This window comes from Mycobacterium sp. 29Ha (assembly GCF_032883055.1).
Taxonomy (GTDB): Bacteria; Actinomycetota; Actinomycetes; order Mycobacteriales; family Mycobacteriaceae; genus Mycobacterium; species Mycobacterium gallinarum.
Map to the genome: position 1 here is coordinate 41,562 of NZ_JAMQTI010000005.1, position 17,255 is coordinate 58,816.

At 66.7% G+C, this 17,255-nt stretch carries 16 protein-coding genes and 1 pseudogene; 7 read left to right on the forward strand and 10 right to left on the reverse strand.

The annotated features are described in order from the left end of the window. The first annotated feature begins 124 nt into the window (after positions 1–124). Entirely contained in the window at positions 125–1,717 is a 1,593-nt protein-coding gene (locus tag M1248_RS07985) for a PE-PPE domain-containing protein (RefSeq protein WP_317148011.1), read from the forward strand. An 8-nt stretch (positions 1,718–1,725) separates the two neighbouring features. Here M1248_RS07985 and M1248_RS07990 read toward each other — a convergent pair whose 3' ends face one another. After that, a complete protein-coding gene (locus M1248_RS07990) occupies positions 1,726–2,031 on the reverse strand; it encodes a hypothetical protein (protein ID WP_317148012.1) in 306 nt (101 codons plus the stop codon). Between the two features lie 59 nt (positions 2,032–2,090). On the opposite strand from M1248_RS07990, the gene M1248_RS07995 reads away from it, so the two are divergent. Both M1248_RS07995 and M1248_RS08000 read left to right on the forward strand, forming a co-directional pair. Beyond that, a complete protein-coding gene (locus tag M1248_RS07995) occupies positions 2,091–2,780 on the forward strand; it encodes a DUF5642 family protein (protein WP_317148013.1) in 690 nt (229 codons plus the stop codon). Positions 2,781–2,821: 41 nt separating this feature from the next. Then, positions 2,822–3,493, forward strand: coding sequence for a DUF5642 family protein (locus M1248_RS08000; protein ID WP_317148014.1), 672 nt, complete (start codon positions 2,822–2,824; stop codon positions 3,491–3,493). Here the strand turns inward: M1248_RS08000 and M1248_RS08005 are convergent. Further along, positions 3,490–4,095, reverse strand: a complete 606-nt coding sequence (locus tag M1248_RS08005) for an alpha-ketoglutarate-dependent dioxygenase AlkB (protein ID WP_163730582.1) — start codon at positions 4,093–4,095, stop codon at positions 3,490–3,492. The two genes, M1248_RS08000 and M1248_RS08005, sit on opposite strands and share 4 nt — an antisense overlap. Positions 4,096–4,128: 33 nt before the next feature. Beyond that, positions 4,129–4,563, reverse strand: a complete 435-nt coding sequence (gene soxR, locus M1248_RS08010) for a redox-sensitive transcriptional activator SoxR (protein WP_317148015.1) — start codon at positions 4,561–4,563, stop codon at positions 4,129–4,131. Between the two features lie 34 nt (positions 4,564–4,597). On the opposite strand from soxR, the gene arcA reads away from it, so the two are divergent. Next, positions 4,598–5,824 (forward strand): arginine deiminase, encoded by a 1,227-nt coding sequence (gene arcA, locus M1248_RS08015; protein ID WP_317148151.1) that lies wholly within the window; start codon positions 4,598–4,600, stop codon positions 5,822–5,824. A gap of 77 nt (positions 5,825–5,901) precedes the next feature. Here the strand turns inward: arcA and M1248_RS08020 are convergent, their stop codons facing one another. Further along, on the reverse strand, positions 5,902–7,443 hold the full coding sequence (locus tag M1248_RS08020; protein ID WP_317148016.1) for a dolichyl-phosphate-mannose--protein mannosyltransferase: 1,542 nt from the start codon (positions 7,441–7,443) through the stop codon (positions 5,902–5,904). Between the two features lie 85 nt (positions 7,444–7,528). Here M1248_RS08020 and rsmI point away from each other — a divergent pair, with 85 nt between their 5' ends. The 3 genes and pseudogenes from rsmI (at position 7,529) to M1248_RS08035 (ending at position 9,935) form a co-directional block, all read left to right on the forward strand. Beyond that, complete coding sequence (gene rsmI, locus M1248_RS08025) at positions 7,529–8,365, forward strand: 16S rRNA (cytidine(1402)-2'-O)-methyltransferase (RefSeq protein WP_317148017.1); 837 nt, start codon at positions 7,529–7,531, stop codon at positions 8,363–8,365. A gap of 12 nt (positions 8,366–8,377) precedes the next feature. Continuing rightward, the gene (locus tag M1248_RS08030) at positions 8,378–8,836 is read left to right on the forward strand and encodes a hypothetical protein (RefSeq protein WP_163730578.1); all 459 of its coding nucleotides are present in this window, start codon (positions 8,378–8,380) and stop codon (positions 8,834–8,836) included. Between the two features lie 278 nt (positions 8,837–9,114). Then, positions 9,115–9,935, forward strand: a pseudogene (locus tag M1248_RS08035) (amidohydrolase family protein). Here the strand turns inward: M1248_RS08035 and M1248_RS08040 are convergent. From M1248_RS08040 to metG, 6 genes are all read right to left on the reverse strand, one after another. Continuing rightward, entirely contained in the window at positions 9,908–11,167 is a 1,260-nt protein-coding gene (locus M1248_RS08040; RefSeq protein WP_317148018.1) for an aminodeoxychorismate synthase component I, read from the reverse strand. The pseudogene M1248_RS08035 and the gene M1248_RS08040 overlap by 28 nt on opposite strands. Positions 11,168–11,186: 19 nt before the next feature. Further along, the gene (locus tag M1248_RS08045) at positions 11,187–12,083 is read right to left on the reverse strand and encodes an RNA polymerase sigma-70 factor (RefSeq protein WP_163730575.1); all 897 of its coding nucleotides are present in this window, start codon (positions 12,081–12,083) and stop codon (positions 11,187–11,189) included. Then, on the reverse strand, positions 12,080–13,261 hold the full coding sequence (locus M1248_RS08050; RefSeq protein WP_317148019.1) for an NAD(P)/FAD-dependent oxidoreductase: 1,182 nt from the start codon (positions 13,259–13,261) through the stop codon (positions 12,080–12,082). The genes M1248_RS08045 and M1248_RS08050 overlap by 4 nt, the downstream gene beginning before the upstream one ends. A 130-nt stretch (positions 13,262–13,391) precedes the next feature. Continuing rightward, the gene (gene sigJ, locus M1248_RS08055) at positions 13,392–14,318 is read right to left on the reverse strand and encodes an RNA polymerase sigma factor SigJ (protein WP_317148020.1); all 927 of its coding nucleotides are present in this window, start codon (positions 14,316–14,318) and stop codon (positions 13,392–13,394) included. Continuing rightward, on the reverse strand, positions 14,315–15,535 hold the full coding sequence (locus M1248_RS08060) for an NAD(P)/FAD-dependent oxidoreductase (protein ID WP_317148021.1): 1,221 nt from the start codon (positions 15,533–15,535) through the stop codon (positions 14,315–14,317). Before M1248_RS08060 ends, sigJ begins: the two co-directional genes overlap by 4 nt. 134 nt (positions 15,536–15,669) lie before the next feature. Next, entirely contained in the window at positions 15,670–17,244 is a 1,575-nt protein-coding gene (gene metG / locus M1248_RS08065) for a methionine--tRNA ligase (RefSeq protein ID WP_317148022.1), read from the reverse strand. Positions 17,245–17,255 lie beyond the last annotated feature (11 nt).

Below are 17,255 nucleotides of genomic sequence, written 5' to 3' on the forward strand. Positions count from 1 at the left end.
TAGCGCTATGCCCCGGGCTTGCTCTAGACTCGCGGAAAGTTTGCTGGCCCGCTGAAACTTCCTCAGGCCGGATCCAGATGTGTTCGTTGATCGGCGGCTGTGTTCTGCCGAGAAGGGGTTTGGCATGCGGGGGTTAATTCGTTCGCTGGGCGTGGTGGGTCTGGCGTTGCTGAGCGTTGTCGGGCTGGTAGTGGCGTGGACCGCGGCCACAGTCGTTCAGCTGACGGCGACCGCGCTCATCATGGGCGGTACCGGTCATCCGCTGACAGTCGGCGGCGACGACCCTGGCTACGTGGACCGGTACCTGAACAACGCGGTCACCTACTACATCACTCCGGCGGCGTCGCCGACACGGCCCGGCGACAACCCGATCGACGGCGTCGACGGTGACCCTGTCTACGCCGTCACCTATCCCGCGCAATTCTTCCCGGTCGCCGGCTCTCAGACATTCGACTCGTCCGTCGCGGATGGCCGCGGGAATCTGAGCGGCTGCGTGCGCGGGACTGGCTGTGCGTTCAACGGCCGACCGCCGGCCACGGACCCGCCCGGCGTGCCGGTGCCGACTCCCCAGGCCCCGAACGAGTTCACGGTCTTCGGGTACTCGCAGAGCGCCGTCGTCGCCTCGCTGGTGAAGAAGGATTTGATCGCCGACCGCCCCGAGAACACCGACGTCTCCTTCTTCTTGCTGGCCAACCCGATGCGGCCCAATGGCGGCGTGCTGGCCAGGGGACCCGAGGGCCTGACGATCCCGATCATTGGAATAACCTTCTACGGCGCCACCCCGACGAACAGCTGCGATACGGGTGAATGCTACGAAACCGTCGACGTCGCAGCGCAATACGACGGCCTCGGCGGCGATGCGCCCGCCAGCATCACGAATGTGTTGGCCATCGCGAACGCCGTGACCGGTTACTACTACCTGCACGGCGACCTGCAGGACGGGCGTTTTCAAGACGCCCTGTATCAGGACTCCAACGGTGACACCGACTACTACATGGTTCCCGCGCGACGTCTGCCAATCCTGATGCCGTTCGAATCGTTCGTGCCGTCGCCGATCCTCACGCTGCTCGAGGCGCCGTTGAAAGAGGTGATCGAGGCCGGGTACGCGCGCGACGTGAACCCGGGCGTCGCCACGAAGGTCGGGTTGCTCCCATTCCGGGACCCAGTGCAGGCCATCGTGAACATCGTCCGGGCCATTCCAGTGGGTATCGACGACGCGATCGCCGAGGCTTCCGGGGACGACGATAATCGGCCCCTCGGAACCGAAAAGGTGACCAGTCCCTTCGGCTTGAGCGGCCCGGAGCTGCCTGCGGCCGACAACGACCCGAATGCGTCGTTCTCAGCGCGGACGAGCGGAGATTCCGCTGCTGTCGAGGGCACCCCGGGAGAGATCATCGCCGAAGGCGCCATCGAGGAAGGCCTCGAAGGGAACGTCGGGCAAGAAGAGGTCATCGAAGAAGGGGCGGCGAAGGAAGAGGGCGCCGACACCCTCGGGGCGACCACGACCCGCGTCGGCCCGAAGCCGGTGACCAGATTCGGCGAGCACATCCGCAGCACTCTGGATTCCATCCGCTTGCCGAAGATCAGAGGTCCGATCAGGTTCGACTCGCAGCGCGACGCCACACCGCCTTCACCCACGACAGCTGGCGACAACGACTCCGCCCCCGACGCGCCGGGTTCCACCCCCGCCGACCCGGCAAGCCCGGCAGCCGCCTGACGGCCGAATCAGACGTCGCAGTTGAGCGAAACGGTGATCGACCGGCTGACGACGACGGTGATGAACTCGCGGTCCTTACCCTCGCCGACGGAATACGTCCGGGTGACCTCCTGCGGGTTGCGCACGTTGGTGACGAAGCACTCGCCCAACGGCGCGCTACCCACCCGATCGATCACGACGTTGTATCCGACGGACTCCAATTCGCCGATCGTCTGGTACGCGTTGCCGCCCCTGTTGGGCTCCGCCGCCGCCACGCCCGCGGGGGCGAGGGCGACTCCTATCAACGCTATCGTTGCTACTAGACCCCTTCGCATGAGGGCCTCCGTTCTTTTGCCTGGTACTTATGCATCGGCCAACGGACATATTTCGTTGCATGGATAGGTGTAAGGGTTCTCTGAGGTATTTGCGCCCGGTGTGGGCCGTCGGTGCGACGGTGGCGCTCCTCGCGGCGGCCTGTGGCTCGGGCGAGGATCCGCAGCCGGACGTGACCATGTCGCCTGGCGCCACGCCGCGGATCGACCCGGCCAGGATCGATCGGGTTCGCCACGATCTGCCCGACGGATATGAGGTCGCCAACCTGACGGGCCCGGTGCGGCCGCCAGCGTTGTGGGGGTTCGGCACGCAATGGTCGGCGGAACCACCGCAGTGCGGTGTGCTCGCGGATCCCGCCGTCGACCCCGCCTCGGCGAAAGGGTGGTCGGGGTCCGGAACGGGAGGCATCGTCTATGTCGTCGTGGCGGAGTCGACGGCGGGTCTGGACCCAGAGGTCGCGGCGTCATGCGGGCAGTGGACGCTCTCGGCCGGGCAGGCGAACGGCACAGTCACGATGACCGCCGCGCCGCCGATCAAGAACGCCGAGACCATCGCGATGGCGACCGTGACAACGACCGTCGTCGAGGGTGGCACCGAAACTCACTCGCACGCCGATACCGTCACCGCCTACCTGGACGGTCACGCGGCGTTCGTCTCCGTGGTGACCGATCCAGGATCGCCGCATCCGCAACTCGACGCGGCTTTCGCGAATGAACTGATGGTGAAAACGGCGGCGGCATTGCGGGGTTGACGCTTGTGGCGGCGCGGTACCGAAGGGGTACCCTGTCGGCGATGTTCAAGAGCGCAAGGCTCGGCAGCCAGTTGGCCCTGGTTTGCGCGGGGCTACTGGCTGCATGTGGATCTTCGGAGTCGGCGGATCTCTCCAACGCCGACATCGCCCGCGTCAAGGACGTGCGCTCAAGTTTCGGTCCGCAGTTCAAGGTGACCGAGGTCGCGCCGACGGGGATCGACCCGCGACTGCTCGGACGGCCGACGCTGCCCGAGGGGATGAAGTTCGATCCGGCCGACTGTGGTTCCTTCGCCACCGCACAGGTGCTGCCCGATGGGGTGAAGGGCAACATGGCCGCCACCACCGCCGAGGGTGACGGCAACCGGTTCATCGTCATCGCGGTGGAGACCTCCGAACCCGTTTCGGTCACTCGTCCCGCCGACAACTGCAAGCGGGTGGGTTTCGCCGGTGGCGGCATGCGCGGTCTGGTCGAGGTCGTGGAGTCGCCGGAGATCGAGGGCGCCGAGACGATGGGGACCCATCGCGTGCTGCAGACGATCGTCAACGGCAAGCCGGGCGCCGGGGAGATCTACAACTACATCGCGAGCTTCGGAACATTCCTCGTCATCGTCACCGCGAACCCGTTGGTGCTGCCGGACAAGCCCGTCGCGCCCGTCGACACCCAGCGCGCCCGCGACCTCCTGGTGTCGGCCGTGGGGGCGGTCAAGGCTTAGCGGACGTCGTGCGGGCGGAACTGGATGCTGATCCGTGGGCCGGTGGGTCGAGATGTCTTCGGGATCGCGTGTTCCCAGGTGCGCTGGCACGAGCCACCCATCACCAACAGGTCACCGTGGCAGTGTTTGAGGCGTAGCGATTTGCCGCCTCCGCGCGGTCGCAGCGCGAAAACCCTTGTGGCGCCGAGGCCGACGATGGCGACCATGGTGTCCTCGGTGCTGCTGCGGCCGATCGTGTCGCCGTGCCAGGCCACGCTGTCGTCGCCGTCGCGGTAGAGGCACAACCCCGCGGTGGTGAACGGTTCGCCGAGTTCGCCCGCGTAGGCATCGTTGAGACGGCGCCGGATTTGTTTCAGCCGCGGGTGCGGAACCGGCGCGGCGTCCTGCTCGGCGAAATCCCAGAAGCTGACCAGCCGGGGCACATCGAGAACTCGGTCGTACATCTGCCGTCGCTCGGCGCGCCATGGGATCACGTCGTGCAGCTCGGTGAACAGCGAGTCGGCGTCCTCCAGCCACCCGGACCGATAGTCGATCCAGGCGCCGTCGCCGAGATGCCGTCGTTCAGCGTGCTCGAACAGCGAGCTCTGTAGAGCCAGCTCCATGCCCGCGAGCTTATCGCACAAGCGTTCGATTTTTCAGAGGCGCACAGCTCCTGGTCCCTCGCCGGCCAGGACATCGCCCGGATTGGAGAGCGCGCAGGTCTTCAGGCTCAGGCATCCGCAGCCGATGCAGCCGGTGAGATTGTCGCGTAGCCGCTGCAGGTGCAGGATCCGGTCGTCGAGGTCTTGGCGCCAGCCGGCGGACAGTTTGGCCCAGTCCTTGCTCGTCGGGACGCGGTCGGTGGGCAGGGTGGCCAGTGCGTCCCGGATGCGGGCGAGTGGAATCCCGAGGCGTTGGCTCATTCGTATGAACGCGACACGACGCAGCGTTTCACGGGCATAGCGCCGTTGATTGCCGCCGGTGCGCTTGCTGGTGATGAGCCCTTCGCGTTCGTAGAAGTGCAGCGCCGAGATGGCGACGCCACTTCGAACGGACATGTCCGAGGGCGTGAGTTCGTGTACCAACTCCATGACCTCAACCCTAGTTGAGGTAGCCGTGCGCGCCATGCGCGATACGGTGCTAGGTGTGACGACGCTGGGTTGTGACTCCGAGGTCGGCAGGCTGCGGGCGGTAATCCTGCACCGGCCCGGTGCCGAATTGCAGCGGCTGACTCCGCGCAACAACGACAAGCTGCTTTTCGACGGGCTGCCATGGGTGGCCAAGGCACAGCGCGAACACGACGCGTTCGCCGCCCTGCTCGCTGAGCGTGGTGTCGAGGTGCTGTTGCTTGCCGATCTGTTGACCGAGGCGCTGGCCAAGAGTGGTGCGGCACGGATGCATGGCATCGCGGCTGCTGTCGATCCGCGACGGCTGGGACTGCCGCTTGCGCAGGAGCTTTCGGCCTACCTGCGCACGCTGGATGCTGCGCCGCTGGCGTCGGTGCTGATGGCCGGGATGACGTTCAACGAGTTGCCGTTCAGCGGCGGTGAACTGTCGTTGGTGCGGCGCATGCATCACGGCGGCGATTTCGTCATCGATCCGCTGCCGAATCTGCTGTTCACGAGGGACTCGTCATTCTGGATCGGTCCGCGGGTGGCGATAACGTCGTTGGCCCTGCCGGCGCGCGTTCGCGAGACGTCGCTGACCGATGTGATCTACGCGCACCACCCGCGATTCCTGGGCGTACGGCGGGCGTACGAGTCGCGCTCCGCGCCGGTCGAGGGCGGCGACGTGCTGCTGCTGGCGTCGAAAGTGGTCGCGGTGGGGGTGGGGGAGCGGACCACGCCTGCGGGGGCAGAGGCGCTGGCGCGCAGCCTGTTCGACGATGACCTGGCGCATACCGTCCTCGCCGTCCCGATAGCCCAGGAGCGGGCGCAGATGCACCTCGACACGGTGTGCACGATGGTCGACGTCGACGCGGTGGTGATGTATCCGAACATCGTGGAGTCGTTGTCGGCGTTCACGATTCATCGCGATGGTGCCGGTGGTGTGCGGATCGACGACGCGCGGCCGTTTCTGGTCGCCGCGGCCGAGGCGATGGGCATCGAGAAGCTGCGGGTGATCGCGACCGGGTTGGATCCCGTGACCGCGGAGCGGGAGCAGTGGGACGATGGCAACAACACGCTGGCGGTGGCGCCGGGCGTGGTGATCGCATACGAACGCAACGCCGAAACCAATGCGCGGCTGGCAGATTCGGGTATCGAGGTATTGTCGATCGAGGCTTCGGAGCTAGGCACCGGCCGCGGCGGCCCGCGCTGTATGTCGTGTCCCGCGGCGCGAGACCCGCTCTAGATCCCGCTGCGTCATCGCTATCGACGAAATGCAGAGAAAGTGCGAGTAGCGGCCTGCATTTCGTTGATACCGATGCACTAGCTCCAGGACGGCAGCCAGATCTGCATGTTCCAGGTGGCCTGCGAAATCGGGATGCCCGTCAGGATCGGGTACATCCACGCGAAGTTCGTCAGCACGAGCGCGACGTAGCAGCTCACCACTATCAGCCCGAGCGTTCTTCGCTCGGAGTTCTGATTCGGTTTGTACAGAATGTCGCCGAGAATCAACGCGATCATCAGCACGAGGAACGGCGCCATCGTCGCCGCGTAGAAGAAGTACATCTGCCGATCGATGTCGGCGAACCACGGCAAGAACCCGGCGCTGTAGCCCACCAGGACCGCCGCGTAGCGCCAGTCGCGCTTGACGAAGGTCCGCCACACCGCCCACGCCAGCACCGGCACCGCGATGAACCACATCGCGGGCGTGCCGACCAACATCACGGCCTTCACGCACGACTGATCCCCGCAGCCCGGCACGTTCTGGTTGTCGATCGCGTAGAGCACCGGCCGCAGCGACATCGGCCACGTCCACGGCTTGGATTCCCACGGATGGTGATTACCGTCGGCATTGGTCAGGCCGGAATGGAACTTGTACGCCCCGTACGTGTAATGCCACAGCGAGCGAACCGCGTCGGGCAGCGGCAGGATGCTGTCCTCGCCGATGTCTCGTCCGACCGCGTGCCGGTCCACGCCGGTCTCCGACGCGAACCACGGCGTATAGGACGCCAGGTAGACCCCGAACGGAATCAATACCATCGCATAGAGCGACGGGCCCAGATCGCGCCGGAACGCACCGAGCCACGGCCGCGGGACGCGATATTGCTTGCGCGCGGCGATATCGAACGCCAGCGTCATCACGCCGAAGAACGCCACAAAGTACAGCCCGGACCACTTTGTCGCACAAGCCAATCCGAGCAGCACCCCGGCGCCGAACCGCCACCACCGCACGCCAAGTCGCGGCCCCCATTGCGTTTCGCCGATGCGGCCCTCGAGCAGCGCCACATGCATCCGCTCACGCACCTGGTCGCGGTCGACCATCAAACAACCGAACGCTGCCACCACGAAGAAGACCAGGAACCCGTCGAGCAGCGCGGTGCGCGCGGCGACGAAGCTGACCCCGTCGGCGACCAGTAGGAGCCCCGCGATTCCACCGACGACGGTGGACCGGCTGATCCGCCGCGCGATCCGCACGACGAGCAGCACAGTGATGACCCCGCAGACGGCTCCGGCGAAGCGCCAGCCCAGGCCGTTGTAACCGAACAACCACTCGCCGAGCGCGATCAGCTGCTTGCCCACCGGCGGGTGCACCACCAAGCCGTAGCCGGGGTTGTCCTCGAGGCCGTTGTTGTTCAGCACCTGCCACGCCTGCGGCGCGTAGTGCTTCTCGTCGAAGATCGGCGTTCCCGCATCGGTGGGCGAGCCGAGGTTCAGGAAGCGCGTCACCGCCGCCAGCGCGGTGACGACGGCGGTCATCGCCCAGCCCTGGAGACGGTCCAGCGGGCCGAAGTCGGCGACCGGGACCAGCGGCGCGGGGCTGATGACGGGGACCGCGCGCGAGGCTTCGGTTGCGGGGGCGGTCACGCAAGCGATCGTAGGCTGTGCTGATGAGGATCCCCCGGTCGTCCCCTGCACTCCGTGCGGGGGCCCACCGCGCCGGCCCGCCGGAATGACCCCCGGAAGACTGCTTATCGGCGCCACGCCGCTGGGTCAGCCCTCGGATGCGTCTGCGCGGCTGGTCAGCGCCCTGGCCAGGGCTGACGTGGTCGCCGCCGAGGACACCCGACGGATCCGGACCCTGGCCCAGGCGCTCGAGGTCAAACCCGCGGGCAAGATTGTCAGCCTGTACGACCAGAACGAGGCGGCGCGGGTTCCGGCGCTGGTCGCCGAGATCGCCGCCGGCGCGACGGTTCTGCTGGTCAGTGACGCCGGCATGCCCCTGATCAGTGATCCGGGATACCGGTTGGTGTCCGCCTGTATCGACAGCGGGTTGCCGATCTCGTGCCTGCCGGGCCCTTCGGCGGTGACGACGGCGCTGGCGGTGTCGGGTCTGCCGTCGGAGCGGTTCTGCTTCGAGGGTTTCGCGCCACGCCGGCACTCGGCGCGGATGACGTGGTTCGCCACACTGGCCGTCGAGCCGCGCACGTGTGTCTTCTTCGAGTCGCCCCGGCGGCTGGCCGAGACGCTCAAGGACGCCGTCGAGGCGCTGGGCCCAGACCGCGAAGTCGTGGTCTGCCGGGAGCTGACGAAGACGCATGAGGAGATCGTCCGCGGCTCGCTGGCCGAGCTCTCCGACTGGGCGAGGGAGGGGGTGCTCGGCGAGATCACGGTCGTGCTGGCGGGTGCGACGCCGAAGGCGGATGTGGAGTCGCTGGTGTCGCAGGTGCAGGACCTCGTCGAGCAGGGCATGCGGGTCAAGGATGCATGCGCGCAGGTGATCGCAGCGAATCCGGGCTCACCGTCGCGACGCGAACTCTACGATGCGGTTCTGCGCTCTCGTGAGTGAAGGAGTCGATAGGTGAATACAGCGCTGTTCGTGGTCCTCTTGGTCGTCGGCATTCTGGCCCTGTTGGTGCTGATCTGGATTCCGATCCTGGTGTGGTTGCGACGTCGCAGCAGCGCTACTGCCGAGCAACTGAGCGCAGAGATCGAAGGCGAATCGGTCCTCCGCGCGCCGGAGAAAGGTTCCTACCGCGGGTCGACAGCGCCGGGATTCCCCGCGGTCAAGAACACCGGGCTGATTGCGCTCACCCAGCGGCGGCTGGTCTTTCGAACTCTCACCGGTCATTTGATCGACGTTCCGGTCGAGTCGATCACCGGTGTACGGCAAGCCGCGGTCTTCAAGGGTTCGGTCGTCGGCGGACAGACACATCTGATCGTCCAGACCGCGGCGGGTGAGATCGGTTTCTACGTTTTCTCGGGCATCTCCGAATGGATCGCCGCGCTCGAGACGTTGGTACCCGGCCAGCGGATGTAGCCGTCGGCGGAACGACGCCCCTCACGGTCAGCGAGGCTGCGTTCCAAGTGTTAAACGCGCCACTGCGCGAGCATGGCCATCCGAATCGGCGTATCACGGAGTGAGGCGCGTACCGAGGAGGATCTTTGAAAGTCATTGGCTTGGAGGAACATTACGTCACTGCCGAGGTCGTCGAAGCTTGGGCCAACCTTGATCCGCGCTGGCAAGATCCTGTGGTGGCGGACTCGGCTGGGCTGAGACAACGCCTTCTCGAGATCGGCGACCAGCGCCTGGCCGCGATGGACGAGGCAGGCATCGACGTTCAGGTGGCCTCGCTGACGTCGCCGGGACTCTGGAACCTCGCTCCGGCCGTCGCGAGGGCACTGCAGTCTGACTGCAACGATCAACTGGCCGACGCGGTGCGCGCGCATCCCGATCGACTGCAGGGATTCGCCACCCTAGCCGCTCCTGATCCCGACGCCGCGGCCGACGAACTCAGCAGGGCGGTAACGACTATGGGGTTCAACGGCGCGCTGGTGTTCAGCCGGGTGCGCGGCCCATCGACAATTGGGATTTCTGGCCGGTATTCGAGGCCGCCGAGCACCTGCGCGCGCCGCTCTACCTTCACCCGCAGTCGCCTCCGCCGGCGGTGCGCGACGCGTACTACTCGGGCTTCGACGACATCGTGAGCGCCGCCTTTGCCACCCACGGCCTCGGCTGGCACTACGACACCGGTGTGCAACTCCTGCGACTCATCCTGGCCGGTGTTTTCGACAGGTTCCCCGATCTTCAGGTGATCTTGGGCCACTGGGGCGAAATGGTGCTGTTCTTCCTGGACCGCATCGACAGGATGGCAGAGACCAGCCACCTCGAGCGACCCGTGTCGGAATACCTGCGATCGAACGTATTCATCACCCCCGGAGGGATTTTCAGCACCCGCTACCTGCGCTGGGCACTGGAGGTCGTCGGCGCCGATCGCATCATGTTCGCCGCAGACTATCCGTTCGCACCCACCGACGACGGCGCTGCGCTGCGCTTCCTCGGCGAGCTGGCTGACGCCGATCGGAACAAGATCGCTTCGGGCAACTGGGATCAGCTGTGCGCGGGCATCCGCCGCTGAGCTCCGATGTCGATGAACGGCGCGGCCTTGTGCAGACACTCATCCCACTCCCGGTCGGGATCTGAATCCGCGGTGATACCGCCGCCGACACCGAGTACCGCGTTACCGTGAGCGTCGAACTCGACGGTGCGAATCGCTACGTTCAGCTCGCACCCGGCGATCGGAGAGGCTAAGCCGACTGTGCCGCAGTAGATTCCGCGGCGTTTCTGCTCCCAGCCAGTGAGAAGCTGGCGGGCGCGCAGCTTTGGCGTACCCGTGACCGAAGCGGGCGGGAAGGTGGCGTCGAGCACCGCCTCCATCGGCATGTCGACGTCGACCCGCGCCGTTACCGTCGATACCAGGTGCCACACCCCCGGCGCCGGACGTACGGCCAGCAGCTCGGGAACGGACACACTGCCGGTTACCGCGACCCGGCCCAGATCGTTGCGGACCAGGTCGACGATCATGATGTTCTCCGCGACGTCCTTGACCGACGCGCGCAGTTCCGCCGGATCAGCGTGCCGCGGCAGCGTGCCCTTGATCGGACTCGACGCCACCGCATCGCCGCGCCTGCGCAGAAACAGTTCAGGCGACAGCGAGGCAACCGCGCCCCAGTCGCCCGCCAGAAACGCGGCGCGCGCCGGCGAGGTTCGGGCCACGGCGTCGGCGAAGAAATCGATGGCGGCGGTGCCCGATGTCGCCGGGGCGGCGATTCGGCCTGCGAACTGCGTGCACACACAAGCCTGGTAAACCTCGCCCGCCGCGATCGCCTCGAGGCACGACGACACGCCGCGCCGGTGCGCCTCACGATCCGCCGCGCCCCAGGTGATCGTGCTCGAGGCCGGCGCCACGGGTTCGCGCAGCGCTTCGGACACCCAGCCGGGAAGCACTGCACCGGAGAGGCTTTCGTGCCACCACTGCCCATCGTCGTCCTGGCGCAGCACGAAATCAGACCAGCCGCCCGCGGCCTCGGGTATGCGTGGGCCGCGCCCATCGGCGCCGGCGTCGGGGTATGAGAGGTAGCCGAACCATCCACCGCCGACGGCATCACCGGACATACCGGGGGATACCTCGAACACCTCGGATGGCCCGACGGGCGTCACGTCCACCGACGGCGCGATGACCGCGCCAGAACCGAACCACTCGCCGATCAGGGCGGCCGGCGGCGGCAGACCGCGCCGTCGAGTCCCGCCGGCCAGCGCGCGCAGCACCGCAGAGGCGCTGCCCAGCTCGCCGAGTCGATCGATCCGCACACCTCAAGCGTGTCAGAAGCTACCGGCTGATCTCCCGCGGGATATCGACGCCGGTCAGTTTGTCCGGGTTGCGCATCGCATAGAAGTGGCTGATCCGGCCCTCGGTGATCTCGACGGTGATGATGCCTTCGAAGCTGTCACCCAGGTAGAGCTTGAGTGCGGGGGCGTTGTTGTACATCGCGGGCTCCACCCGGCCGGACTCCCCGGCCAGGCGCACGAGACCGATGACCAGCTTGGCCACCCGTTCAGCGCCCGTGACGGGTCGGCGCGCCGCGCTGACCTTGCCGTCGCTGTCGGCGGTCCACACCACGTCGCTCGAGAGCATCTCGATGAGCCCGTCGACGTCACCGGTCGAGGCCGCGGCGAAGAAGCGCGCGGTGATCTCCATGGAGAGTTTGGGGTCGACGGGCTCGAAACGCTTGCGCCGCGACTGAACATGCTCGCGGGCGCGGTGGGCCATTTGGCGAACCGCGGCCGCGGATTTGCCGATCGTGTCGGCGATCTCGTCGTGGCTGAAGCCGAAGACCTCGCGCAGCACGAACACGGCGCGCTCGTCCGGGCTCAGGGTCTCCAAGACGACGAGCATCGCCATCGAAACCGATTCGGCCAGGATCACGTCGGACGACGCGTCTGTGTTGTCGCCGGTCTCCAGCAGCAGCGGCTCCGGTAACCATGGACCGACGTAGTCCTCCCGCCTGCGAGACTGCGCCCGCAGGGCGTTGAGGGACTGCCGGGTGACCAACTGGGCGAGGTAGGCCTTGGTGTCCCGCACCGTCGAGAGGTCTACCTCGGCCCAGCGCAGGTAGCTCTCCTGCAGCACGTCGTCGGATTCAGTTGCCCTGCCGAGAATCTCGTAGGCGATGGTGAACAGCAGCGGCCGCAGTTGCGTGAATCGTTCGGCGTGTTCCTCGGTCACGGTCGCACCGGCTGACCTGCTGACTCCAACTGCTGCTGCCGCTTACCGCCCTTGAGCCAGAAGTAGCTTCCCGGCTTGCGCGCCTCACGCTGAAGGAAGCTGACCGTCCCCTTGCACACGGCCTCCTTGATCGTGGCTGCGGTGCGCCCGCCGATATGCAGCGGCATCACGGTGTCGTCCAGGTGCGCGAGCTGGACCAGACCGCCTTTGCGCCCGAGGCTGATGCACTGGCCGGTGAACGCCTGGTTCAACCGTTTGGGCTCGGTTCCCGCGATGCGGCTGAGCACCGTATTCGCGGCTTGTGCGCCCAACGGGATCGCGGCCTGGCAGCTCATCCGCAACGGTAGGTTCGACGGCGCGGCCGCGTCGCCGGCGGCGATGATGCGGGGATCGTCAACGCTGGTGAGGGTCTCGTCGGTGAGAAGGCGACCGGCCGCATCGGTGCTCAGGCCGCTGCTCGTGGCCAGATCGGGCACGCCGAAACCGGCGGTCCAGATCGTGACCGCGCTGGCGATCGTGCGTCCGTCGGCCAAGATCACCGAGGCGGGCAGCACCTCGGTCGCGGTGGATCCGGGTCCGTCGACAATGGTGACGCCGAGCCGGGTCAGCCTCTTGGCGGCCGCCCGGCGACCACGAGCGTGCAGGTACGGGCCGAGGACTCCGCCGCACACCAGAGTGACGCGACGCCCCTCCTCGGCGAACTCAGCGGCCACTTCCAGCCCGGTGGGACCCGCGCCGATCACCGTGATGGGCGCATCGTCGCCTGCAGCGTGATATGCCGCCTTCAACTGCTCGGCGTGCTCGAGTTCCGAGATGGGATAGGCGTATTCAGCGGCTCCGGGGACAACCGGGACCGCCCCGTGGCTGCCGATGGCGTAGATCAGATAGTCATAGCCCAACGCGCCACCGCCTGAGAGCTCGATCCGCCGCTGCGGTGCGTCGATGCGTGTCACGGAGTCGACGACCAGCTCGATTCCCTCGCCGAGGATCTCCGAATAGTCGACCACCGCATCATCGGTGCCGGTCACCAACTGATGGAGCCGGATCCGCTCGACGAACTTCGGCCGCGGGTTGACCAGCGTGATGTCGACGTTCTCATTGAGCCGCAGGTGGTTGGCCGCGAGCACACCGGCGTATCCGCCGCCGATCACGATGACGCGGGTCTTCTGTTCGGTCATGTCAATCTCCTCGGGTCATCCTCGCTCTCCGCCGGCCCCGAATGTGGCCGTTCAGCTTTGAGCTGGTCTGTCCTCTAGACACCGTGGCAATTCAGAGTGTGACAGTCCGGGCCCGATGTGGCCGACGTCACTATCGACTGATCTCCCGCGGGGTCGTAACCCCGGTCAGCTTGTCGGGATTACGCATTGCGTAGAGATTCGTGATCCTGTCGTCGACGATTTCGAACACGAAGATGCCCTCTAGGTGGTCGCCGTCGTAAATCACCGTCGCCGGCGCGCCGTTGTACACCGCCGACTGGAACCGAAGATCCGGCATGGTCTTGGCCACGCGGAACAGTTCGGCCATGAGCGCGGCCACCCTTCGCGCGCCCGAAACCGGCCGGCGAATCCCGGTCACCTTGCCGCCGTGGTCTGCGGTCCAGGTCGCCCCAGGCGCCAGCAGCGTCAGCAACCCCTCCATGTCGCCGGTGGCCGCCGCGGTCAGGAACTGCTCGGTGATCTGTGTGGTCCGCTTGGCGTCGACGGGTCCGAACCTCTTGCGTCGGGCATGCACGTGTTCGCGGGCGCGGTGCGCCATTTGGCGCACCGTCCCCGCGGATTTGTCGACGGCCCCTGCGATTTCCTCGTACTCGAAGCCGAACACCTCGCGCAGCACGAACACCGCGCGCTCATCGGGCGTGAGCGTTTCGAGCAGCACCAGCATCGCCATCGAAACCGATTCGGCGAGAACGACATCGGAGGAGGCATCGCCCGTGTCCACCAGCAGCGGTTCGGGAAGCCACGGCCCGACGTAATCCTCCCTGCGGCGCGCGCCGTCCCGTAACGCGTTGAGCGCCTGGCGGGTCACGAGTTGTGCCAGATACGACTTGGTGTCCCGCACCGTCGCAAGGTCCACCTCCGCCCACCGCAAATAGCTGTCCTGCAGCACATCGTCGGCTTCGGTTGCCGAGCCGAGGATTTCGTAGGCGATGGTGAACAGCAGCGGACGCAGGAGGGTGAACCGCTCGGCATGTTCGGCGCCGGCCGAGCCGGCAGTTTGACCTGCGGAGGTGGTCACGCTTCCTTGACCACCTCTGGAGCGAACACCGGCCGCTCAGGCCGCGCGCCGCCCTTGAACCAGAAGGTAGAACCGGGCTTGCGGCCCTCGCGACGCATGCCCCACAGCGTGCCCTTGCAGATCGTCTCCTTGAGTCGAGCGCCCACGCGCCCGCCGATGAAGAGATTCACCGGGGTGTCGTCCTGGCGGCCCAACTGAAGGATTCCGGCGCGCCTACCCAGGCTGGTGCACGACCCCGGGATGCCGTAGGCGAGCGGTGCCGGGGAGATGCCGGCGATGCGGTTCAGCACGGTATTGGCCGCCTGGGGGCCCAACTGCGAGGCAGATGCGCAGCACATCCGCAGCGGCACCCCCGACGGGGAGGCGCAGTCACCGGCGGCCACGATGCGATCGTCGTCGATGCTGGTCAGGGTCTCATCGGTGAGCAGCCGGCCCAGCTCATCGGTGTGGAGGCCGCTCACCGCGGCCAGTTCCGGCACACCGAAGCCCGCCGTCCAGATCGTCAACGCGCTCGGGCGCACGGCCCCGTCGGCGAAGACGACCGCGTCGGACCGGACCTGCGTCACGATGTCGGACTCGAGCACCGTCACACCCAGCTTGCGCAGCACCTTGGCGGCTGACCTCCGCCCCGGCTCCGACAGCGACGGCGCCAGCCGGCCACCGCAGACCAGCGTGACCCTGCGGCCCTGCTCGGCCAGCTCGGCGGCGGTCTCGACGCCGGTCAACCCGGCGCCGACGACGGTGACCGGCGCATCCGGATACACGGTGGCGATGGCGGTGCGCAGACGCTGTGCCTGCTCGAATTCCGCTATCGGATAGGCGAATTCAGTGGCGCCGGGTACCGATGCGGGCACTGCGCCGGTGCTGCCGACCGCGTAGATGAGGTAGTCGTAGCGCAGTGCACGGCCTGAGGCCAGCTCAACGGTGCGGTTGGCGGCGTCGATGCGCGTCGCAGTGTCGACGACGAGACCTATGCCTTGGCCGAGCAGTGTGCCGTAGTCGACTGCCGCGTCGTAGTCGCCCGCCGCGTGCTGGTGCAGCCGGATCCGCTCGACGAACTTGGGGCGGGGGTTGACCAGCGTGATGTCGGGCATCTGCCAGGTGCCGCGCATCCGCAGATGGTTGGCTGCCAGTGTTCCCGAGTAGCCGCCGCCGATGACGACGACCTTGGCCGCGGCGGGCCGCGAATTAGTTGTTGTGGTGGTGTGTCGGGTCATGTCCTCAAGACACCTCCCGCCCGCCGAGCGTGACAAAAAGTGACGTGCGTCACTCCAGTATCAACGCGAACGTGGGTTACCCGCACACCTTCCGGCGATGCAGCGTGCGGGTAACCCACGTTCGTCGAAAGATCTCACTCCGCCTGATGACGCGGGAACACGCCGACCGGGGCGGGCAGCTGAGTCCCCGGTGCGATCCGCGTGCCGACCGATGCGAACGTCCGCTGATCGTCGGCCTGGCCCAGCAGGTCGAGCATTGTGGCCATCGACTCGGGCATCACCGGCTGGCTCAGCAGCGCCGCTATCCGCACCGTCTCCAGCGTCGTGTAGAGCACGGTGCGGAATCTCGCCTCGTCGGACTTGCGCAGCACCCACGGCTCCTGCGCGGAGAAGTACTTGTTCGCCGCTCCGAGCACCGACCAGATGGCCTCCAGCGCCAGATGCATTGCGGTGGCGTCGAAATGCGTGCGCACCCGCTCGAGCAACCCGTCGGCGGCATCCAGAAGCTGTAGGTCCTCCACGGTGAATTCGCCTGGCTCAGGCACGATTGCGTCCAGGTTCTTGGCCACCATCGACAGCGAACGCTGCGCCAGGTTGCCGAGCTCGTTGGCGAGGTCGGCGTTGATGCGGCCGATGATCGCCTCCTCGCTGTAGCTGCCGTCCTGGCCGAACGGCACCTCACGCAGGAAGAAGTAGCGCACCTGGTCCACACCGAAGGCGTCCACCAACGCGTTCGGATCGACGACGTTGCCGACCGACTTGCTCATCTTCTCGCCGCGGTTGAGGACGAAGCCGTGCACAAACACCTTGCGCGGCAACTCGATTCCCGCCGACATCAGAAAGGCGGGCCAGTAGACGGTGTGGAACCGGATGATGTCTTTGCCGATCATGTGCAGATCGGCCGGCCAGAACCGCTGGAACATCTCCGACGAGGTGTCGGGGAATCCGACGCCCGTCAGATAGTTCGTCAGCGCATCGACCCATACGTACATCACATGGTCGGGGTGGTCGGGCACCGGTACGCCCCAGTCGAACGTCGTGCGAGATATCGAAAGATCGCGCAGCCCGCCCGAGACGAAACTGACCACCTCGTTGCGCCGCACGCCGGGCTCGATGAACTCCGGGTGCGCGGCGTAGTGCGCCAGCAGCTTCTCGGCATAGGCCGACAGTCGGAAGAAGTAGGTCTGCTCTTCGGTCCACGTCACCGGGGCGCCGGTCTCGGTGACGATCCGCACGCCGTCGGCGTTGACGCTCGTTTCACCCTCGGTGACAAAGCCCTCGTCACGCACCGAGTACCACCCCGAGTACGTGTCGAGGTAAATGTCGCCGGCCTCGTTCATCCGCTTCCAGATCTCGATCGACGCCGCATAGTGGTCGGCGTCCGACGTCCGGATGAACCGGTCGAACGAGATATTGAGCTTCTGCTGCATCCCCTCGAAGACATCTGAGTTGCGCCGCGCCAGCTCCGCGGTCGGAATGCCAAGGGCGGCCGCCGTCTCCGCCATCTTCTGGCCGTGGACGTCGGTGCCGGTCAGGTAGCGCACGTCGTAGCCGTCCAGACGCTTGAACCGCGCTATCGAATCCGTGGCGATGTACTCGTAGGCATGCCCGATGTGCGGGTCGCCGTTGGGATAGGCGATGGCCGTGGTGATGTAGTAAGGGTCCCCGGGGGTGCGCGCCCTCGCGCCGGGGGAAGACAGGGTGCTCATTTGTGGGTCAG